Source organism: Neorhizobium sp. SOG26 (genome assembly GCF_003491345.1).
Taxonomy (GTDB): Bacteria; Pseudomonadota; Alphaproteobacteria; order Rhizobiales; family Rhizobiaceae; genus Neorhizobium; species Neorhizobium turbinariae.
The window spans coordinates 3,196,940-3,217,981 of record NZ_CP025512.1 but is presented as its reverse complement, the minus strand read 5'-3'; the positions used below and the strand labels follow the sequence as shown (position 1 = coordinate 3,217,981).

Below are 21,042 nucleotides of genomic sequence, written 5' to 3'. Positions count from 1 at the left end.
CATGCGAATGACGGAGACCAACGACAATGGCAGTGAGCGCAAATCGGCTTGAACTTCTGCAGATCGCAGACGCTGTAGCCCGCGAAAAGGTCATCGACCGCGAGATCGTGCTGGCTGCGATGGCCGACGCCATCCAGAAGGCTGCCCGTTCCCGTTACGGTTCGGAAACCAACATCCGCGCCGACATCAATTCCAAGACCGGCGAAATCCGCCTCCAGCGCCTGCTCGAGGTCGTCGAGCACGCCGAGGACTACAGCACGCAGATCCCGCTGGAACTGGCGCGCGACCGCAATGTTGACGCCAAGATCGGCGACTTCATTGCAGACCCGCTGCCGCCAATGGATTTCGGCCGTATCGCCGCCCAGTCGGCTAAGCAGGTCATCGTGCAGAAGGTGCGCGAAGCCGAGCGTGACCGCCAGTTCGACGAGTTCAAGGATCGCCTTGGCGAAATCGTCAACGGCACCGTCAAGCGCGTCGAATATGGCAACGTCATCGTTGACCTCGGCCGCGGCGAAGGCATCATCCGTCGTGACGAAATGATCCCGCGCGAGAACATGCGCTATGGCGATCGCGTCCGTGCATACGTATATGATGTACGTCGCGAGCAGCGCGGCCCGCAGATTTTCCTGTCGCGTACGCACCCGCAGTTCATGGTGAAGCTGTTCACCATGGAAGTGCCGGAAATCTACGACGGCATCATCCAGATCAAGTCGGTTGCCCGTGACCCCGGTTCGCGCGCCAAGATCGCCGTGATCTCGAACGATAGCTCGATCGATCCGGTCGGCGCCTGCGTCGGTATGCGCGGTAGCCGTGTCCAGGCCGTCGTCGGCGAGTTGCAGGGCGAAAAGATCGACATCATTCCGTGGTCGCAGGACCCGGCGTCGTTCATCGTCAACGCATTGCAGCCGGCTGAAGTCGCCAAGGTGGTTCTCGACGAGGATGCAGAGCGCATCGAAGTCGTGGTTCCGGACGAGCAGCTGTCGCTTGCGATCGGCCGTCGCGGCCAGAACGTTCGCCTGGCGTCGCAGCTGACCGGCTGGGACATCGATATCATGACGGAGCAGGAAGAGTCCGAGCGCCGCCAGAAGGAGTTCAACGAGCGCACCAACCTCTTCATGGAAGCGCTCGACGTTGACGAGATGGTTGGCCAGGTGCTGGCGTCCGAAGGCTTCGCGGCGGTTGAGGAACTGGCTTACGTCGACCTCGACGAAATCGCTTCGATCGACGGCTTCGACGAAGACACCGCGACCGAGATCCAGACCCGCGCCCGAGAATACCTGGAGCGCGTGGAAGCCGAAATGGATGCCAAGCGCAAAGAGTTGGGCGTCCAGGACGAGCTTCGCCAGATCAACGGCCTGACCGGCCAGATGCTGGTGGCACTCGGCGAAGACGGCATCAAGACTGTCGAGGACTTTGCAGGCTGCGCCGCTGACGACCTGGTTGGCTGGAGCGAACGCAAGGACGGCGAAACCAAGAAGTTCGACGGCCTGTTCTCGAAGATGGACGTTTCGCGCGCCGAAGCCGAAAACATGATCGTCCAGGCGCGCCTTCTGGCCGGCTGGATTACGGAAGAGGATCTCGCACGCGAAGCCGTAGAGGCTGAGGACGAGAACACCGACGCCGCAGAACAGGAGTAATCCCACTGGCGGATGAGTTGACACCGGGCAGGCAGGCCCCAGATGAGGACGGATGGGACGATAGCATCGTGAACGACCGTACCTGCATCGTGACGCGGGAAGCTGCCTCGCCGGAGACGCTGATCCGCTTCGTGGCGGGTCCGGACGGCAAGGTTGTTCCGGACCTGAAACGCCAGCTCCCCGGCCGGGGATGCTGGATCAAGCCCGAACGGGCGCTGATCGACCGGGCGGTGGCCAAGAAGCTATTTGCCCGGGCGTTCAAGAAAGACGTCAAGGCCGATGCCGATCTTGGTGCCTTGGTGGACCGGCTCATTGCAGCCGACCTGATCGGCATGATGAACATGGCGCGCAAGGCGGGCCAGTTCATCACCGGCGCCATGAAGGTGGACGCAGCCGTGCGTTCCGGTGCCGCTCTCGCCGTTTTCCATGCGGCAGATGCGAGTCCCGACGGGATCCGCAAGATTGACCAGGCGCGCAAGGCCTGGAAGCTCGGCAACGATGCCGAGCACGATATTCCGTCATTTCGGCTCTTCACGAGCGCCGAAATGGACGAAGTGATGGGCCAGAACGCTTTTATCCATGCCTGCGCGCTTGCAGGGCAGGCAGGTGAGGGTGTAGTGAAGCGCGCAAACCTACTTGAACAGTATCGCGGTGGCGATCTGTGCCAGACAAAGGGTGTCGCTGACATGCCGAAACAATGACGCGGTCACCGGCTTCAGCCGGACGCAAGTCGATAGACCACAATTTGAACGACAGGTTCTGATGGCTTGACCATCCGTTCCTGCCCGAAGGAACAGGAACGGAATGACCGATAACAAAGACGACAAGACGCTCGGCGTAAAGAAGACCCTCACCCTGAAACCATCAGGCGTGACGCAGGGTACTGTACGCCAGGACATGGGGCGCGGTCGCACCAAGGCAGTCGTTGTCGAAACAGTAAAGCGGCGGCCAACGCGACCACTGGACGAGAAGCCCGCCTTCACGGCCCCGACCCCAGCAGCACCACGCCAGGTTGAAGCGGCAGCACCGCAGCCGGCCGCACCACGGCCGCAGCAGCCGGCGACCCCGGCTCCGCGCGTTCACCAGCCCGCATCGCAGAACCAGCGCCCGGCCCACAGCCAGGACCGCCGCCCGGCACCGTCTGCCCAGCCACAGCGTCCGCAGCAGCGCACCGGCACGGTTCTGCACGACCTGTCCGCAGGCGAAATGGAAGCCCGTCGCCGCGCGCTTGCAGAAGCGCAGGCCCGCGAAGTAATCGAAGCGCAGCAGCGCGCCGAGGAAGAAGCCCGCCGCAAGGTCGAGGAAGAGCGTCGTCGCGTTGAAGAAGCCGCCGAAGCTGCTCGTCGTGCCGAAGAAGCGAAGCTTGCGCCCAAGGAAGAGCCCAAGGTTGAAGAGCCTGCGCCTGCTGTTGCACGCACTCCGGCTGCACCGGCAGGTCGTCCTGACGCACGTCCACAGGCTACCCGTCCGGGTGCCGCACCGGCAGCACCTGCTCAGCCAGGTGCCGTTCGTGGCCGCCGCGCTGGCGAGGACGATGATGATCGTGGCCCTGCACGCACCATTCCGGGTCGCGGTCGCGCACCGGTTCCGGCTCCGGCCAAGGTCCCGGCACGTCCGAAGGCCGATGATGGTCGCCGCCAGGGCAAGCTGACCGTTACCACCGTCAGCACCGATGACGACGGCAATGCACGTGGCCGTTCGCTCGCCTCCATCCGCCGCCGGCAGGAGAAGTTCCGCCGCAGCCAGATGCAGGAAACGCGCGAAAAGGTCATGCGCGAAGTCATCCTGCCGGAGACGATCACCATTCAGGAACTGTCGCAGCGCATGTCCGAACGCGCCGTCGATGTCATCAAGTACCTGATGAAGGAAGGCCAGATGATGAAGCCGGGCGACGTCATCGACGCCGATCTCGCCGAAATCATCGCAACCGAATTTGGCCATACCGTCAAGCGCGTGTCGGAATCCGACGTTGAAGAAGGCATATTCAACAAGGCCGACGACGAAGGCGAAATGATGCCGCGTCCGCCGGTCGTGACCATCATGGGTCACGTCGACCACGGCAAGACCTCGCTGCTCGACGCCATCCGCCATGCGAACGTGGCCTCCGGTGAAGCCGGCGGCATTACGCAGCATATCGGCGCCTACCAGGTTGAGCAGAACGGCCAGAAGATCACCTTCATCGACACCCCCGGCCACGCCGCCTTTACGGCCATGCGTGCCCGCGGTGCACAGGCAACCGACATTGCCGTTCTGGTCGTTGCGGCTGATGACAGCGTGATGCCGCAGACGATTGAATCGATCAACCACGCCAAGGCGGCCGGCGTGCCGCTCATCGTGGCGATCAACAAGATCGACAAGCACGAAGCAAAGCCTGACAAGGTTCGCCAGCAGCTTCTGCAGCACGAGGTATTCGTTGAATCGCTCGGCGGTGAAGTGCTCGACGTCGAAGTTTCGGCCAAGAACAAGATCAACCTCGACAAGCTGCTCGAGGCGATCCTGCTGCAGGCCGAAATTCTTGACCTGAAGGCTGATCCGAACCGGACGGCAGAAGGTACGGTGATCGAAGCGCAGCTCGACCGCGGTCGTGGTGCGGTGGCAACCGTGCTCGTCCAGAAGGGTACGCTGAAGCCTGGCCAGATCATCGTGGCCGGCGACCAGTGGGGCCGTGTTCGCGCGCTCGTGACCGACAAGGGCGAGCATGTGAAGGAAGCCGGTCCTGCCATGCCGGTGGAAGTGCTTGGTCTTTCGGGAACGCCTGCGGCCGGTGACCGGTTTGCGGTCGTTGAGAACGAAGCGCGTGCTCGCGAAATCTCCGAGTACCGCCAGCGTCTCGCTCGTGACAAGGCCGCTGCCCGCCAGTCCGGCCAGCGCGGTTCGCTCGAGCAGATGATGAGCCAGCTGCAGAACACCGGCTTCAAGGAGTTTCCGCTCGTCATCAAGGGTGATGTGCAGGGCTCGATCGAAGCCATTGCAGGTGCACTCGACAAGCTTGGAACCGACGAAGTTCGGGCACGCATCGTGCATTCGGGCGCCGGCGCCATCACGGAGTCGGATATCTCGCTTGCCGAAGCCTCGAACGCAGCCATCATAGGCTTCAACGTTCGCGCCAATGCCCAGGCTCGTACCGCCGCAGAACGCGCCGGCATCGAAATCCGCTACTACAACATCATCTACGACCTGGTAGATGACGTGAAGGCAGCGATGTCGGGCCTCTTGTCGCCGGAACGCCGCGAAACCTTCCTCGGCAATGCCGAGATCCTGGAGGTGTTCAACATCACCAAGGTCGGCAAGGTCGCTGGTTGCCGTGTCGTCGAAGGCAAGGTGGAACGTGGTGCAGGCGTGCGCCTGGTGCGCGACAACGTCGTCATCCACGAAGGCAAGCTCAAGACGCTCAAGCGCTTCAAGGACGAAGTCACCGAAGTGCCGATGGGCCAGGAATGCGGTATGGCCTTCGAGAACTACGAAGACATCCGCGCCGGGGACACCATCGAGTGCTTCCGCGTCGAACACATCACCCGGACGCTTTAAGCCCGTCCGCGATAGTGTTACCAACCGCCGGGGAGAAATTCCCGGCGGTTTTATTTTGTCTGCAATTTGGAGGAAGACATGGCAGTTTCGTTTGACTTGACCGGCAAGACGGCGATCGTAACCGGCGCCAATACTGGCCTTGGTCAGGCAATTGCCGTGGCGCTTGCTGGCGCCGGTGCGGACGTGGCGCTGGTCGGCCGCTCGTCGATGGCCGACACGGAAGCTGCCGTTGCAAAGGCCGGTGGTGGACGCAGCCTGTCGATCCAGGCCGACCTTTCAACCCTCGAGCCGGTGGAGCGAGTGATTTCCGAGACCGTTGACTGGACCGGTCGCGCCGACATCCTGGTCAACAATGCCGGCATCATCCGCCGCGCTGACGCAATCGACTTTACCGAGGCGGACTGGGACGCGGTGATGGACGTCAACCTGAAGACCGTGTTCTTCCTGTCCCAAGCCTTTGCGCGCCAACTGATCGGCAAGGGCGAGCGCGGCAAGATCATCAACATCGCCTCCCTCCTCTCCTTCCAGGGCGGCATCCGCATTCCTTCCTATACCGCTTCGAAGAGCGGACTTGCGGGCCTGACGCGGCTGCTTGCGTGCGAGTGGGCCGGCAAGGGCATCAACGTCAACGCGATCGCTCCCGGATACTTCTCGACCAACAACACCGAGGCGCTGCGCAACGACCCGGATCGTAATGCGGCAATCCTCGGCCGCATCCCGGCCGGCCATTGGGGCGAGCCGGAAGAGTTGGGAGGCGCCGCGGTGTTCCTCGCTGCTCCGGCGTCTGATTACGTGCATGGCATCGTGCTGCCGGTGGATGGTGGCTGGCTGGCACGGTAAGCGCCCCTCGCCGGCGCAGGTGATTTAATCGCGCCGGCGGAATTATATGTTGCCAACCGTACTCATGTTTATTATCGGGTAGCGGAACCTGAAGTCTCGCGGCTTCTTGTGCTGTTCCGGCAACGCCAGCAGACGCATTGCCGATGACCCGGAGTATCGCAACCATGTCCGCTGCCCGCACCGCCGTTTCCTTCAAGCACCTGCCGATCGGAAACCGGTCTCTAGGCGCACTGGCCGGGCTGCTGCTTGCCGCTTCGGCTGCGGTTGCGCAAACCCCTGCCCCGGATGCAACGTCTCCTGCACCTGCGCAGCCGGAAGTAACGGCTCCGGCCCAGCCGGCTGCACCCGCAGAACCATCGGCTGCCGCACCGGTCGAAACTACACCTGCGGAGACAGCACCTGCACAGCCCACGACTGCTGAGGCCGCGCCCGCTGAGATGACACCGGCGCAAGCCCCCGCCGAAAGTGCCGAGCCGGCAGAGCCGATGGATGTGCTGACCCAGTTCCTGAACCCGGAAAAGCGCACCGACCTGCCGCATGACCTTTCGCCCTGGGGCATGTTCATGGCCGCCGACTGGGTCGTGAAGGCAGTGATGATCGGGCTTGCCTTTGCCTCGCTGGTGACATGGACCGTATGGCTTGCCAAGTCGCTTGAACTTGCCGGTGCCCGCACCCGCGCCAGCCGGACACTGAAGGTGATCCAGTCGGCCCGGTCGCTCGCCGAGGCTTACCGCGAGACGGACGGCCGTGGTGGCCCGGCAGCGCTGATGCTGCGTGCTGCAGCGCAAGAGATCCAGATGTCGGAAGCCGCCCTCGACCACGCAGACGGGCATGGCGTTAAGGAACGTGTTTCCTCCGCCCTGTTGCGCATCGAAGCGTCTGCCGGCCGGCGCATGTCGCGCGGCACGGGCGTGCTCGCCACGATCGGCTCGACCGCGCCCTTCGTTGGCCTGCTCGGCACGGTCTGGGGCATCATGAACTCGTTTATCGGCATCTCGGAAACACAGACGACGAACCTTGCCGTCGTGGCGCCCGGCATTGCCGAAGCGCTTTTGGCGACCGCCATTGGCCTTGTTGCAGCTATTCCCGCGGTGGTAATCTACAACGTCTTTGCCCGCTCCGTGACCGGTTACCGGCAGTTGCTGGCCGATGCTGCGGCGGGCGTGGAACGGCTGGTGAGCCGCGACCTCGACTTCCGCAAGGTGCCGCCGGACGCGCGCAAGACGCCCGTTTCGCTTGTTTCCGGAGGCTGATCGATCATGGCTGGTGGCATCCGCGAAAACCACGGCGACGAGCTGACCGAAAACCACGAGATCAACGTTACGCCGTTCATCGACGTCATGCTGGTGCTGCTGATCATCTTCATGGTGGCGGCACCGCTTTCGACGGTTGACGTGAATGTGGACTTGCCGGCCTCCAGCGCCAAGCCTGCCGAGCGCCCGGACGAGCCGCTGTACCTGACGGTGAAGACCGACCTAAGCCTCAATATTGGCAATGATCCTGTGGCGCGCGAACAGCTTGCCGCAACGCTTGATCGCGTGACGGAGGGCAACAAGGACACGCGCGTCTTCCTGCGCGCCGACAAGACTGTCGACTACGGCCAGTTCATGGAAGTGATGAACCTGCTGCGTGATGCGGGCTACCTGAAGATTGCGCTGGTGGGCCTGGAAACCCTGCCGGGTCCACAGGCACCCGCCGCCGCGCCAGCCGAAGGACAGACGCAGCCTGCAACACCCGCGGCACCGGCAGGAACCACGCCATGAGTCTCGTTGTCTCGCAGGCAGGTCCGGGTGGACGCGTCGGCGAACTGGCGCTCTGGGGCGCGGCTGGCCTTGTGATGCTGTCCGTGCATGTGGCGGGCGCTGCCTACCTCATGCGTCAGGTGCCGGATGAGGTTGTCGATACCGGCCCGCCGGCGGCCATCATGATCGAACTCGCGGCTGAGCCGGAAGCGGCCAATACCGAAGAAGAGCAGATTGCCACCGACGTGCAGGACCAGCAGGAGGTGCTGAGCGAACAGGTGGAGCCGGTGGACGAACCGGTGGAACCCGTTGAGCAGGCGGAGCCGATGCCGCCTGAGCCGGTGGAGCCGCCTCCCCCGGAAATGGCTGAGCTGCCACCGGAGCCAACACCACCGGAGCCGGTGGTGGAGGAACAACCGCCGGAACCTGAACCTGCGCCGGAGATGACGCAGACGATCCCCGAGCCGCCGCTGGAACCGATCGAGGAACCCGACCCGATCGAAGCGCAACAGACGGCGATGCTCGAGAACGTCGAAGTGCCGTTGCCGGCCATGCGTCCGCCGATGGTTGACGAGAAGCCGCCGGAAGAAAAGAAGCCGGAGCCGAAGAAGCAGCAGACCGTTCGCAAGGTGGAAAAGCCGAAGCAACAGCCGCAGGCGCGCCAGGAACAGGCCGAAGCACGGGTGCAGGCTCGCGATTCCGACCGTACCGCCGCCAGCCAGACCTCGGCAGGATTGTTTTCTTCAAAGGTTTCGCCGCAGCAGTGGATGACGAAGGTGCGGACCAAGATCGCACGTTATGCACGCCGTTGCCCCGGCAACGACACCGGCGTTGTCACCGTGCGCTTCAGCTTCGACGGCAGCGGCAATATCGGCAGCGTGGCCGTGGCGCGTTCATCCGGCAATCCGGCGATCGATGAATATGTCGCGTCCGCCGTGCGCAAGGCCTCGCCCATTCCCGCACCACCACCGGGTGCTGGAAGTTCGCTGAGCCAGCCGGTAAAGTGCCAGTAGCCGCCTATCATCAGCGCGGCTCCCGCCCTTCCTGAACCTGCCGGATCCGCAGCATGCATATTTCTCTCGTTAAAGCCGAAACGCTTGTCGCAGGCGTTTTTGAAGCCAATGGCGTCCTCCCCGACACCGCCCGCTCTGTGGCGCATGCGCTGGTGCAGGCGGAAGCCGCCGGGCAATATGGCCACGGCCTGCGGCGGGTCCCGGTCTATATCGGCCAGGCGCGGACCGGCAAGGTGGACGGCAAGGCGCGCGTAAGCAGCCTGCAGCCGAAGCCGGCGGTGCTCACAATCGATGCCGCACTCGGTTACGCTTACCCCGCCCTGGATTTGGCGGTCGAGAAACTGCCGGCGATCGCACGCGCGCAGGGCATCGCGCTCGGGCTGGTGCACCGTTCCCACCATGCGGGCGTGATGGCGCTGACCGTGGAGCGGTTTGCCGAACAGGGGCTGGTTGCGATGATGTTCGCAAATGCGCCGGCTTCCATGGCAGCCTGGGGCGGCAAGAAGCGGCTTTACGGCACCAACCCGATCGCGTTCGCGACGCCGGTGGCAGGCACTGATCCGCTGGTGATCGACCTCGCTCTCTCGACTGTTGCCGCCGGCAAGATCATGGCCGCCAAGCAGCAGGGGCAGCAGATCCCCGCCGACTGGGCCTTCGATTCCGACGGACAACCGACGACCGATCCGGACAAGGCGTTGAAGGGCCTGATGGCGCCCTCCGGCGGCGCCAAGGGCGCGGCGCTGGCGCTGATGGTGGAAGTGCTGGCGGCGGGGCTGACGGGTTCGAGCTTCTCCTACGAGGCGAGCTCCTTCATGGCCGAGGATGGCCCACCGCCTTCGGTCGGGCAGACGCTGATCGTCATTGATCCCGTGGCCGGAACGGCAGCTGCGGCGGAACGCATTGCCGAGCTTGCGAGCGAACTGGCGTCCGAAGACGGCGTGCGCCTGCCGGGCCGCAGGGGCCAGAACGCGCGCCAGCGGGCGATCGCCCAAGGCCTGGAGATCGATGATGCGGTGATCGCCGCAATCAAGGCGCTCGCCTGAACGCTGATAAGCTAAAGCCGCCGGTGATGCCGGCGGCGACGGGCATGGTTTTCTGAAAGCCTGAAATGCAAAAAGCCTGGCGCGGGAGGAGGTGCGCCAGGCTTTAAACTTGATCGACAACTGGGAGGAGGAGGATGTTGTCGATCCATATCGCACGACGCTGGGAGGAGGAGTGCGTCGTTCGATGAGTGAGTGTATAAGCTAATCGATTAAGCAGGCCAAGAGCGGCTATTGCAATGCAGCAATGCGCCGGACGCAGAGCTGAGCATTTGCCCAATATATGCACCGATGCTCAGAGCACCGCGATCGGGACAAACGCTGTTCTTCGGCCGGCGCCTGGGCTATAGCGGTTGCGAACTGCACGACGAATGGCATGCGGAGACGCGGAATGGCTGAGATCAGATACCACGAGGGCGATATTTCGGCAGCGGATGCCGCCCGTTACACCGATGCGATCGCGATCGATACCGAAACGCTGGGGCTCGTTCCGCGGCGTGACCGGCTTTGCGTGGTGCAGCTGTCGCCCGGCGACGGGACGGCAGACGTTATTCGCATCGCAGCATCGCAGACCGCAGCACCCAATCTCGTTGCGCTTCTAGCGGATACCACCAAGCAGAAGATCTTCCACTACGGCCGCTTCGACATCGCGGTGCTCTTCCATACTTTCGGCGTCACGGCGACGCCTGTGTTCTGCACCAAGATCGCTTCTCGCCTGACGCGCACCTATACCGACCGGCACGGATTGAAGGACAATCTCAAGGAGATGCTAGACGTCGACGTCTCGAAGGCGCAGCAGCAGACCGACTGGGCGGCTGCCGTGCTCTCGCCAGCGCAACTGGAATATGCCGCGTCCGACGTGCTGCATCTGCATGCGCTGCGCGACAAGCTGACCGAGCGTCTGGTGCGCGACAACCGTGCCGCACTTGCCGAAGCCTGCTTTGCCTTCCTGCCGACCCGCGCCAAGCTCGACCTGCTCGGCTGGGAAGATACCGACATCTTCGCCCATAGTTGAGCCGGCCGGAGCCAGGCACGCGCGGTTAAAGCCTGATTAACCGTCGGAACCTATGGTTCCTGGTGGTTCAACCAGACCGGGACCCGCCGATGTTGCTTCCGACCCAGCAAGCTCATGGACTTGCCGCCACTTCACAGATGCAGTCGATGCTCGACAGCATTGAGGAGCAGCGCAAGCGGGAGGAAGAACAACGCACTGGCAAGGAGAAGGACCGCCTTCTTGAAGCGCGGATCAGCGCCAGCGAGGACGCCAAACGGACGCGGGACAAGATTGCCTCGGCGCTTTTCGGCTCCAACCAGGCCGATGCCAACCAGTTGAAGATGGATCTCCTGGAGCGGCTGGCAAAGAAGCTTGGCCTCGACACCGACGAAGCGCGCTCCTCGTTCAAGTTCGGCAAGGCGGTGGAAGACCTCGTCAAGGACATGCGGCCGGACCAGATTCGCGCGCTTTCTGACGATATCGGGCTTTCCGAACTCGATATCTCGATGGACACGCTGATTGCGGCGATCAAGAACCCCTATGGCGACGACAGCGAGCGGCTGAAGGACGCGCTGACGAGAAAGGTCAACGGCGGCAGGATCGACGCTGACCTCGGCCGCGTGCTGCAGCGGATGGACGATGTTGCCGATCCAAAGACGCTTGAGGAACTGAAGCTTGGGCCGCAGGGTGGCGATCCGGCCCGCGTGGAGGATGGTGAAGCGCGCGCCGAGCGACGCGAGGACATCAAGGCCGCCGAGGCGGGCCGTAACCTGGAAGAGGTGCGCAAGCTGCAGGAGGCCGTGAGGCAAGACAACGAAAACGGCTTGCCCTTGACTGATGACGCCGACGCTGCGGCCCCGGTGACAGACGAAGCCATTTCGGTGGATGACGAGGCGGAAGCTGAGAAGAAGACCGACGGGATCGTGCCAGTCTACGTTGACGAGATCGGTCTCTACGAACTTCGGGATCGCAAGCAGGCGGCTTAAGCCGCCCCTGCTTCGGTTTGCAAATTATTAACCATGCCTGGCCAGAATGGGCGAATCCATCGGCATCGGGTACGCCATGAGGCGTTACGGTCGCAACGCCGTTCGTTGCGAAAAAACAGAGTGATCGCTTAGCCGAGCTGCCTTTATCGTCGCCAACAGAAGGAGCGACCGATGCTGCCTCTGGTGCGTACCACTTCGACATCTTTCTCCGAACAGCAGCCCTTGCCGCCGCACACATTGTTGCGCCAGCGAATGGGTGCAAACGCGCCGGCACAGGAAGCAGTCGTCAGCCTGTCGAACGCGCTGTCCGGTGGTCGCAGCAATGCGCTGGCGCTTTCGGCGCAGGTGCAACTCGCGCAGGGGACTTCGGTGTTTGCCGAAACGGTTGGCCGGCTGATCAAGCTGCCACGGCGCGAAGGCGAGACACTCTCGGATTATACCAAGCGGCTGTTCGAGGCAATCAAGGCGCTGAACCCGGCAGAGCGCGCCGCACTGGAGCGCAGCCTGAACCAGCTGGTGCGCGGTATCACGCTGCAGTTGCTGAACCAGGTGCTCGCCAACCCGGCCGGACCGGAGGCGGCTCGGTTTGCGGTGAACCTCGAAACTGCGAAGCTTGTCGAAGGCGATCTTGCCGCCAAGGCGGCCGTCAATTCTTACCAGCAGAACGAAGGCGCGGAGCCTGCACCCGGTATGGCGCCGCGTGTGGCCGCCAATACCCCAAAACCGGCAGATGCAATACGGGCGGGCACGACGGCGCCAGCCCAGAATGCTGCGCCAACCGCGCCTGCCAACAGCGGCGCCGTCCAGGCGGTGGCTAGTCCATCGGCCACTTCGGCATCCGCTGAGCTTGCGACAGAAGCCGTCGAGGCGGATGAGGCGCCCGTGCCGCAGCATTCCTCCCCCGCAGGGGAGACCGTCGATGACCTGCCTGATGGCGCAAACACCGATGCAGCTGCCGCCAAGGCTGGCCAGCTTGCAAAGCAGGCTGTGGAAGCTCGTGGGACGCCAGCTGGCGGTCGCCCGGTGCCGACCACCGTTACGACGCCCGATGCTGGAGAGCCGGCGGCTGCGTTGCCGGCATCGATGCTGCAAAGCACGTCTAAACAGGCTTACGCGGCCCAGGTCGCCGATCCTGGTCTCCTGCTTTACGAACAGGCGGGTGAGGAGTGGTCGCTGGAGCCGAAACGGCAGGAACAAGCAGCCGCCGCGCGCCTGCCCGAGCATCGCGGTGAAGCTCTGCGGAAAACGCCCGCCGACAAGGCATCGATCTCCGCGGTGGCGCAGTGGCTGGCAGAGACCTTTGACGAAGACGGTTTTCCAACGGTTGCCACAGCGGCAGCATCCAGGAATGCTTCGCCTGAACAACAGGCGTTGCGGGCACTTCTGAATGCGGACCAGCCCACGGCAGAGGTGGTACAGGCACGCGCCACAGCGACCGATGGCCAGGCGGGCATGCGCGCGCCGTCAGCCACGACATCCGAAAACTTGGCCGACGACGTGTCTCCACAGGCCACCCGTGCGCAACAGGACGCCACGGCCATGCCGCGTCCCGTCACGACCGAGGTGTCTGACAAGATGGTGGTGCCGATGACGCTACCGCCTGTCATGCGCGACGGGGTGCCGCTCGCTTATGCGCCCTATCCGCCGGAAGAGCGGGAGCGGGATCCGGAAGAGCGCAAGACGCGCGCCGTGTCGGCCACCGATGAAGATGGCGAGAGCCAGCAGGGCCAGGATGGCCAGGCGTTTCATCACGCTGAGGAGGATGACCGGCAGGACGAGCCTGAGGCGGATGTTTCAGAAGATGACGAGGAAACTGACAGCTCCTCGCCCGCCAATGATCTTTACTGGCGCATGGCCGGCTGGGCTTGATCAACCCGAAGCCTGAAAAGCGGACATGACAAAACCGCCGGACCTGGGTCCGGCGGCTCTTATTGTTCTTGACGTCGATTACTCGGCGTTGTTGCGGTTCTTCAGAGCCGCGCCGAGGATGTCGCCGAGCGAAGCGCCCGAGTCGGACGAACCGAACTGAGCAACTGCTTCCTTCTCTTCTGCGATCTCGAGAGCCTTGATCGACAGCATGACCTTGCGGTCCTTCTTCGACCAGTTGACGACGCGGGCGTCGAATACCTGGCCAACCGAGAAACGCTCCGGACGCTGATCGTCACGATCGCGGGCCAGGTCGTTGCGGCGGATGAAGGAGGTGATGTCCTCGTGGTTGACGAGCTTCACTTCCACGCCACCGTCGTTGACGCCGATGACTTCGCAGGAAACAACAGCATTCTTGCGCAGTTCCCCCGAAGCTGCGGCTTCGCCGACAGCGTCCTTGCCAAGCTGCTTGATGCCGAGCGAGATACGCTCCTTCTCGACGTCTACATCGAGAACGACAGCCTTGACGACGTCGCCCTTGTTGTATTCCTCGATGACCTGCTCGCCCGGACGGTTCCAGTCGAGGTCAGACAGGTGCACCATGCCGTCGACATCGCCTTCGAGGCCGATGAACAGGCCGAACTCGGTCTTGTTCTTGACTTCGCCTTCGACTTCAGTGCCAGCCGGATGCGTGTAGGCAAATGCCTGCCACGGGTTTTCCAGCGTCTGCTTGAGGCCAAGCGAGATACGGCGCTTCGACGGGTCGACTTCGAGAACGACAACGTCAACATCCTGCGTCGTGGACAGGATCTTGCCGGGATGTACGTTCTTCTTGGTCCAGGACATTTCGGAGATGTGGATCAGGCCTTCGATGCCCGGCTCCAGCTCAACGAACGCACCGTAGTCGGTGATGTTCGTGACGGTACCGGAGATCTTCTTGCCGACCGGGTACTTGGCCGAGATGCCATCCCACGGATCCGACTCGAGCTGCTTCATGCCGAGCGAGATGCGGTGGGTTTCCTGGTTGATGCGGATGATCTGAACCTTGACCTGCTGGCCGATGTTCAGGATTTCCGACGGATGGTTGACGCGGCGCCATGCCATGTCGGTGACGTGCAGCAGGCCGTCAATGCCGCCGAGGTCAACGAACGCACCGTAATCGGTGATGTTCTTGACGACGCCGTCAACAACCTGGCCTTCTTCGAGGTTCTGCACGATTTCCGAACGCTGCTCGGCACGCGATTCTTCAAGAACCGTACGACGCGAAACAACGATGTTGCCGCGGCGCTTGTCCATCTTGAGGATTTCGAAGGGCTGCGGGTTGTGCATGAGCGGGGTAACGTCGCGGATCGGACGGATGTCGACCTGCGAACGCGGCAGGAAGGCAACGGCGCCGTCGAGATCGACGGTGAAGCCACCCTTGACCTGGTTGAAGATAACGCCTTCAACGCGCTCACCAGCTTCGAACTTGGCTTCGAGCTTGACCCAGCTTTCTTCGCGGCGAGCCTTCTCGCGCGACAGAACCGCTTCGCCGAGTGCATTCTCGATGCGCTCGACATAGACTTCGACTTCGTCGCCGACCTTCAGCGAACCGTCCTTGCCCTTTGCACCGAATTCCTTCAGGGCGATGCGGCCTTCGACCTTGAGGCCGACGTCAACAACGGCCATGTCCTTTTCGATCGCCGTGACGCGACCTTTCGTGACGTAGCCTTCTGCCAGATCGTTGGAAGCGAAGGATTCTTCGAGGAGGGCTGCGAAGTCCTCCCGCGTGGGGGTTGATACTGCCATAAAATCTCCTGGAGTGCCGCGGGGGCACATAGCGCGCCGGGGGTTCGAGTTGTACATGCCCAAAGACTCAAGTCCGCCTCTCTCATCAAACGGGGAGGCAATCCGGCGCGGGGACTGAGCTTCGAGCTATTCTGGAATGCTATTTCTTCAAGGCAGCATCGATGATGACCTTCGCCGCCTGAAACGCCGCCTCTATACTCATTTCCGACGTATCTAGCAAGTGCGCATCCTCGGCGGGTCGCAACGGGCTGTCGGCGCGTCCCATGTCGCGCTCGTCGCGCTTTTGCACGTCGGCGAAGATCTCTGCGAAATCCGCCTCGCCGCCGCGGCCGAGGATCTCGTCGTAGCGGCGCTTCGCCCTGACTTCGGGAGAGGCGGTGACGTAAAGCTTCACCGCCGCATCCGGGCAAACGACGGTGCCGATGTCGCGACCGTCGAGCACCGTGCCGGGCTTGCGCTGCGAGAAGGTCCGCTGCGCCTCGACCAGCGCGCGGCGAACTGCGGGCATCACCGCGATCTTCGACGCAGCCTCGCCAATCGCATGCGCCGACAGGACTTCGCGATCCAGGCCGGCAAGCTCGACTTCGCGAGCGATCTTTTCCGCCACCTCTTCATTGTCGAGCGGCAGGCCGGCATCCAGCAGCGCCTTGGCGGTGGCGCGATAGGTCAGCCCGGTATCCAGATGCTGGAAGCCATAGGTCTCGGCGATCTGGCGCGACAGCGTGCCCTTGCCGGCTGCCGCGGGTCCGTCAATGGCGATAATCATTCCTGCGTTCACTCGTTCACCTTATGAAATTCGCATCGCGCCGTAACGGCGCACCAGTTCTGCCATGCCATCGCCGGTCTTTAGCTCGTCTAGGCCTGCGGCAACACCTTCCCGGTCACCGGCGGACCGGTTCTGGCTGACTTTCCACTTGCCGTCGATATCCGCGATCTCGATTTCGATGCCTACGATGCCCTTCAACTGAGCGCGGACGAAATCCGGCGGCGCGTCGCTGACGGTCCAAGGCTCGGGACGATCGCTCTCATGCTGGCGAGTGATCGCCTCGACCTGCGCCAGCAGCCAGTCGGCATCCTCGATGACACGGGCAGTGCCGCGGACCTGGACGATGGCATAATTCCAGGTTGGCACGACTTTGCCCGTCTCCTGCTTGGTCTGGTACCAGGACGGCGTCACATACGAGTTTGCACCCTGGAAGACGGCAAGCACTGGCGCACCATCGCGGATCCCGCTCCATTGCGGATTTGCCCGGGCAAGATGCAGCCGCAAGGTGCCCTTCTCCGATGCTCCGGCATCAAGGTGGCAGGGAACCGGATTGGCGGTGAGGCCGGAGGCACCGGCGGTGATGAGAAGGGCGAGCGGATGAGCGCGGATCAACGCGTGCTGCGTGGCAAGATCGTCTTCACGAAAATGCGGCGGTTGATACACGTCCTGTCCCTCCCGATGATGCCTTGTTCCCAAAGGCTCTGCCGATGGGCTGCCTAGCACAAAGCCGTCAGGCGGTCATCACGCGGTGGTTGATGGGCCTCATGAAAGTTTGTCTTTGACATCATAGTGCTCAGGCCTTATGGGGACCGGCTTAGATTTTCACCGAAATTAGCCGCTCATCCGGCGGCATGCCGATATTATCGGCCATCCCATGAGGCTCTGACTGTGGCAAAAGCGGAACTCGGCACCAAGCGCACCGACCCCGATACCGGCAAAAAATTCTACGACCTGAACCGCGATCCGGTTGTATCGCCCTATACCGGCAAGTCCTGGCCGCTCTCCTTCTTCGAAGAGAACAGCGCTGCCAAGAAGATGGAACAGGCCGAGGAAGAGGACGTTCAGGAAGTCGATACCGAAAACACCGAAATCGAAATGGTTTCGACCGACGATAACGACGACGGCAACAGCGGCGATGACATCCCCGATATCGGTGACGACGACGTTGATCTCGGCGATGACGACGACGATACCTTCCTCGAAGCCGACGAAGACGAAGATGACGACGACGTTTCGGGCATCATCGGCGTTGGCGGCGACGACGACGACGTTTAAGCGATTTTCGCTTTCGGGCCCGGCAATTAGATAAAAATTGGCGGGCTCTCAAATTTCGGCTTGCACTCTTTCCGAACCGGAAGTAAGAAGCCGCCACTCCCCCGGACAAAGCGCCGAACGGAGTTTCCCAGGACCGGAATATACCGGACCACCCTGATGGGGCTATAGCTCAGCTGGGAGAGCGCTTGCATGGCATGCAAGAGGTCAGCGGTTCGATCCCGCTTAGCTCCACCAAACTTCCCAAGTTAGTGAATTGATAAATTAACGGGCAAGCATCGGTGCGGGCGCCGGGCCGGAACGCATTTTGGCGTTTGTTTTGCGAGCCGTTGGGGTTTGCCTCGAAAAACCTTCTTTTCCGCCGCCTTCTTTTCCAGTTCGACCGCGCGATGGGTCGCATAGCCGTTGAGCGAGGCTTCCTCGATAAACTGCTGGCGACGCGCCTGGGCGATCTGGTAAACGATGGTGGCGAAAAGCCCTGCCATTCCTGCCATCAGCGCGATGATGAGCGATAAAGCGAACATGGGCGCCTCCTTGAGGATCATAACGCTTATATCGTTGGAAAGTTCTGCCCTTCCCAGATGGCCCCGTTCAACTCGGGGCCCGCTCCTTCACATCGGCGCGACTGACCCTCAGTTCTAGCGCTCGGTCACAATGGCGCAGTCGTGTGCGTCGAAGCGGTGCAGGTGCGCCCTGTCCGGGGTGGCAAAGACGATGTCATCGGGGGCATAGGCATGCTCACCGAACAGCCGAACCGTCAGCAGGCCGGTCTGCTCCGTCTCCAGGTAGACGATCGTGTCGGCGCCCAGGTGCTCCACGTGAATCACCTTGCCCTTCCATTCGCCGCTATCGCGCGACAGGGCGATGTGCTCGGGACGGATGCCGATCGTTTTGGCGGACGAATCGCCTAGGCGCTCGGCCGGGATGAAGTTCATCTGCGGCGAGCCGATGAAGCCCGCGACGAAGATGTTCGCCGGGCGGTTATAAAGCTCCATCGGAGAACCGACCTGCTCCACAGCACCCGCGTTCAGCACGACGATCTTGTCGGCCAGCGTCATCGCCTCGACCTGGTCGTGCGTGACATAGATCATCGTCGCCTTGAGGCGGCGGTGGAGACCGGCGATCTCCAGCCGCGTCTGGACGCGCAGCGCCGCATCGAGGTTCGACAGGGGTTCGTCGAACAGGAAAAGCTTGGGTTCGCGCACGATGGCGCGCCCGATCGCCACCCGCTGGCGCTGGCCACCGGACAATTCCGCGGGACGGCGGGCGAGATAAGGATCAAGCGACAGCATGGCGGATGCCTTGGCGACGCGTGTCTCGATCTCTGCCTTGTCGGTTCCCGCCTGCTTAAGGCCCAGCCCCATATTGTCCTTCACCGTCAGGTGCGGGTAGAGCGCATAGGACTGGAAGACCATGGCGATGCCGCGCTTGGCGGGCGGGGTGTTGACCACCTCCGCGCCATCAATGCGCACGCTGCCCGAGGTTGCGTCCTCAAGACCCGCTATCACCCGCAGAAGCGTCGACTTCCCGCAGCCCGACGGACCGACGAAGATGACGAACTCGCCATCGGCGACCTCAAGGTCGATGCCCTTCAGCACCTCGTGGGTGCCGAAGGCCTTGCGGATGGATTTGAGCTGGAGAGAACCCACAAGCGTTTCCCTTTTTACAGACGTACAGGCTGGCCGGTGCGGACGCTTTCGTCTGCCGCAAGGCAGATGCGCAGCGACTGTACCGCGTCGTTCATGTGCCGCGTCAGGTCGATATCCTCGCGGATTGCCTTCAGCACATAGGCTTGTTCCAGGTCGCAAAGCTTCTGGTGATCCGGCTCGCCGCTCATGGAAAGATCCTGGTCGGGGCGGATGAAGGAACCATCCGGTCCGGTTTCGGCGGAATGGACGCGGATCACCGAGGTCTTGGTATGGGTGTCGATGTCATCCGACTTTGCGTTGGCATCGACCAGGATCGAGACCGAACCCTTGGGCGAAATGACATCCTTCACGAAAAAGGCCATTTCCGACATCATCGGGCCCCAGCCTGCCTCGTACCAGCCGACCGAGCCATCCTCGAAGAGCACCTGCATGTGGCCGTAGTTATACATGTTCGGCCCGACTTCGTCGGTCATGCGCAAGCCCATGCCGCGGACCTCGACAGCCTTGGCATCGGTGATCTGGCACCAGACATCGACATAATGCACACCGCAATCAACGATCGGCGGGGTTGTCTGCATCAGCGCCTTGTGGACGTCCCACTTGGAGCCGGAGGACTGCTGGTTGAGGTTCATGCGGAAGACGTACGGGGGACCGAGACGACGGGCCTCCTCGATGAGCCGCATCCAGGACGGATGGTGGCGCAGGATGTAACCGACGACGAGCTTACGACCGTGCTTCTTCGCGGCCGCCACGACGCGTTCCGCATCGGCAACCGTGGTCGCGAGCGGCTTTTCGACAAAGACGTCGCAGCCCGCCTCAAAAGCCATGACCGAATAGTCGGCGTGGCTATCGGAATAGGTGTTGATGGAGCAGAGCGCCGGCCTGGTTTCCTTCAGCGCCGGCTCGAACTCCGGATAAAGCGGATAACCCTGGAGTTCCGGCGGCAGCTCGCGCTTCGACCGGTTGACGAGGCCGACGATCTCGAAGCCCGGGTTGTTGTGATAGGCGAGCGCATGGCTCATGCCCATATTGCCAAGACCGGCGACGAGGACGCGGATGGGGGTATTCGAATTCACTTGACGGCTCCAGAGGTAATGCCGCGGATCAATTGCCGCGAGAAAATGACATAAAGGACCATGACCGGCAGTATGGCGAGCGACAGGGCCGCCAGCACCGCATTCCAGTTGGTCACGTATTGGCCGATGAACATCTGCGCGCCGAGCGTCACCGTCTTGGTGCTTTCGCCAGGCGCCAGGATGAGCGGGAACCACAGGTCGTTCCAGATCGGGATCATGGTGAAGACCGCCACCGTTGCCATGGCTGGACGGACCAGTGGCAGGACGAGGCGGAAGAAGATGGAATATTCCGACAGGCCATCAATGCGGCCGGCATTCTTCAGGTCGTCGGAGACGGTGCGCATGAATTCAGACAGGATGAAGATCGCCAGCGGCAGGCCCTGCGCGGTATAAACGAGGACGAGCGAGGTCAGCGTGTTGACGAGGCCTGCCGAGACCATGCCCTGCAAGATGGCGACGGTGCCAAGCCGGATCGGGATCATGATGCCGAGGGCCAGGTATAGCCCCATCAGCGTGTTGCCGCGGAACCGGTATTCCGACAGCGCAAAAGCCGCCATTGCGCCGAACAGCAGCACGAGCGCGATGGACGCGACGGTAACGATCAGGCTGTTCTGGAAATAGCCGACAAAATCCCCCTGCTGCAGGACCGTCTGGTAGCCGATCAGGCTGAACGTGGACGGCGTGGGCAAGGCCATCGGCTCACGGAAGATCGCGTTGCGGCTCTTCAACGAGTTGACCAGCGTCAGGAAGACGGGAAAGAGCGCCAGCAGCGTGTAGGACAGGAGCGCCAGATGGATGAGCGCGGAGCGAAGCGGGGCTGAGCGTGCCTTGGACATCAGATCCGC

The 21,042-nt window shown here is 62.5% G+C and carries 19 protein-coding genes and 1 tRNA gene; 13 read left to right on the top strand and 7 right to left on the bottom strand.

Features of this window, described 5'->3' with window-relative positions; genetic code table 11:
- The first annotated feature begins 26 nt into the window (after positions 1 to 26).
- The 11 genes from nusA (at position 27) to CYG48_RS15730 (ending at position 13,649) form a co-directional block, all read left to right on the top strand.
- The gene (gene nusA / locus CYG48_RS15780; RefSeq protein ID WP_118851242.1) at positions 27 to 1,637 is read left to right on the top strand and encodes a transcription termination factor NusA; all 1,611 of its coding nucleotides are present in this window, start codon (positions 27 to 29) and stop codon (positions 1,635 to 1,637) included.
- A gap of 17 nt (positions 1,638 to 1,654) precedes the next feature.
- The gene (locus tag CYG48_RS15775; RefSeq protein ID WP_199925160.1) at positions 1,655 to 2,338 is read left to right on the top strand and encodes an RNA-binding protein; all 684 of its coding nucleotides are present in this window, start codon (positions 1,655 to 1,657) and stop codon (positions 2,336 to 2,338) included.
- A gap of 103 nt (positions 2,339 to 2,441) precedes the next feature.
- Positions 2,442 to 5,165, top strand: coding sequence for a translation initiation factor IF-2 (gene infB, locus CYG48_RS15770; protein WP_118851240.1), 2,724 nt, complete (start codon positions 2,442 to 2,444; stop codon positions 5,163 to 5,165).
- Between the two features lie 78 nt (positions 5,166 to 5,243).
- On the top strand, positions 5,244 to 6,005 hold the full coding sequence (kduD, locus tag CYG48_RS15765; RefSeq protein ID WP_118851239.1) for a 2-dehydro-3-deoxy-D-gluconate 5-dehydrogenase KduD: 762 nt from the start codon (positions 5,244 to 5,246) through the stop codon (positions 6,003 to 6,005).
- A gap of 143 nt (positions 6,006 to 6,148) precedes the next feature.
- Complete coding sequence (exbB, locus tag CYG48_RS15760; protein ID WP_445304308.1) at positions 6,149 to 7,258, top strand: tonB-system energizer ExbB; 1,110 nt, start codon at positions 6,149 to 6,151, stop codon at positions 7,256 to 7,258.
- A 6-nt stretch (positions 7,259 to 7,264) separates the two neighbouring features.
- Complete coding sequence (gene exbD / locus CYG48_RS15755) at positions 7,265 to 7,768, top strand: TonB system transport protein ExbD (RefSeq protein WP_118851237.1); 504 nt, start codon at positions 7,265 to 7,267, stop codon at positions 7,766 to 7,768.
- Entirely contained in the window at positions 7,765 to 8,760 is a 996-nt protein-coding gene (locus tag CYG48_RS15750; RefSeq protein WP_118851236.1) for an energy transducer TonB, read from the top strand. Before exbD ends, CYG48_RS15750 begins: the two co-directional genes overlap by 4 nt.
- A gap of 53 nt (positions 8,761 to 8,813) precedes the next feature.
- Positions 8,814 to 9,803: an Ldh family oxidoreductase gene (locus CYG48_RS15745; protein ID WP_118851235.1), complete on the top strand. Its 990-nt coding sequence runs from the start codon at positions 8,814 to 8,816 to the stop codon at positions 9,801 to 9,803.
- A gap of 388 nt (positions 9,804 to 10,191) precedes the next feature.
- Positions 10,192 to 10,815 (top strand): ribonuclease D, encoded by a 624-nt coding sequence (locus CYG48_RS15740; protein ID WP_118851234.1) that lies wholly within the window; start codon positions 10,192 to 10,194, stop codon positions 10,813 to 10,815.
- 89 nt (positions 10,816 to 10,904) lie between these two features.
- Positions 10,905 to 11,780 (top strand): hypothetical protein, encoded by an 876-nt coding sequence (locus tag CYG48_RS15735; protein WP_150132732.1) that lies wholly within the window; start codon positions 10,905 to 10,907, stop codon positions 11,778 to 11,780.
- Between the two features lie 171 nt (positions 11,781 to 11,951).
- Complete coding sequence (locus CYG48_RS15730; protein WP_118851232.1) at positions 11,952 to 13,649, top strand: hypothetical protein; 1,698 nt, start codon at positions 11,952 to 11,954, stop codon at positions 13,647 to 13,649.
- Positions 13,650 to 13,727: 78 nt separating this feature from the next.
- On the opposite strand, the gene rpsA is transcribed toward CYG48_RS15730, so the two are convergent.
- The 3 genes from rpsA to CYG48_RS15715 all read right to left on the bottom strand — a co-directional run bounded on the left by rpsA (position 13,728) and on the right by CYG48_RS15715 (position 16,863).
- Complete coding sequence (gene rpsA, locus CYG48_RS15725; RefSeq protein WP_118851231.1) at positions 13,728 to 15,434, bottom strand: 30S ribosomal protein S1; 1,707 nt, start codon at positions 15,432 to 15,434, stop codon at positions 13,728 to 13,730.
- A 139-nt stretch (positions 15,435 to 15,573) separates the two neighbouring features.
- Positions 15,574 to 16,200, bottom strand: coding sequence for a (d)CMP kinase (gene cmk / locus CYG48_RS15720; RefSeq protein WP_118851230.1), 627 nt, complete (start codon positions 16,198 to 16,200; stop codon positions 15,574 to 15,576).
- 21 nt (positions 16,201 to 16,221) lie between these two features.
- Complete coding sequence (locus tag CYG48_RS15715; RefSeq protein ID WP_118851229.1) at positions 16,222 to 16,863, bottom strand: FMN-binding negative transcriptional regulator; 642 nt, start codon at positions 16,861 to 16,863, stop codon at positions 16,222 to 16,224.
- 225 nt (positions 16,864 to 17,088) lie between these two features.
- Here CYG48_RS15715 and CYG48_RS15710 point away from each other — a divergent pair, with 225 nt between their 5' ends.
- Both CYG48_RS15710 and CYG48_RS15705 read left to right on the top strand, forming a co-directional pair.
- A complete protein-coding gene (locus tag CYG48_RS15710) occupies positions 17,089 to 17,475 on the top strand; it encodes a TIGR02300 family protein (protein WP_118851228.1) in 387 nt (128 codons plus the stop codon).
- 158 nt (positions 17,476 to 17,633) lie between these two features.
- A tRNA-Ala gene (locus CYG48_RS15705) sits at positions 17,634 to 17,709 on the top strand.
- An 11-nt stretch (positions 17,710 to 17,720) separates the two neighbouring features.
- On the opposite strand, the gene CYG48_RS15700 is transcribed toward CYG48_RS15705, so the two are convergent.
- The 4 genes from CYG48_RS15700 to CYG48_RS15685 all read right to left on the bottom strand — a co-directional run bounded on the left by CYG48_RS15700 (position 17,721) and on the right by CYG48_RS15685 (position 21,033).
- The gene (locus tag CYG48_RS15700) at positions 17,721 to 18,017 is read right to left on the bottom strand and encodes a hypothetical protein (RefSeq protein ID WP_118851227.1); all 297 of its coding nucleotides are present in this window, start codon (positions 18,015 to 18,017) and stop codon (positions 17,721 to 17,723) included.
- A 93-nt stretch (positions 18,018 to 18,110) separates the two neighbouring features.
- Complete coding sequence (locus tag CYG48_RS15695; RefSeq protein ID WP_118851226.1) at positions 18,111 to 19,121, bottom strand: ABC transporter ATP-binding protein; 1,011 nt, start codon at positions 19,119 to 19,121, stop codon at positions 18,111 to 18,113.
- 14 nt (positions 19,122 to 19,135) lie between these two features.
- Positions 19,136 to 20,197, bottom strand: a complete 1,062-nt coding sequence (locus CYG48_RS15690) for a Gfo/Idh/MocA family protein (RefSeq protein ID WP_118851225.1) — start codon at positions 20,195 to 20,197, stop codon at positions 19,136 to 19,138.
- Positions 20,194 to 21,033, bottom strand: coding sequence for a carbohydrate ABC transporter permease (locus tag CYG48_RS15685; protein ID WP_118851224.1), 840 nt, complete (start codon positions 21,031 to 21,033; stop codon positions 20,194 to 20,196). Before CYG48_RS15685 ends, CYG48_RS15690 begins: the two co-directional genes overlap by 4 nt.
- Between the last annotated feature and the right edge of the window lie 9 nt (positions 21,034 to 21,042).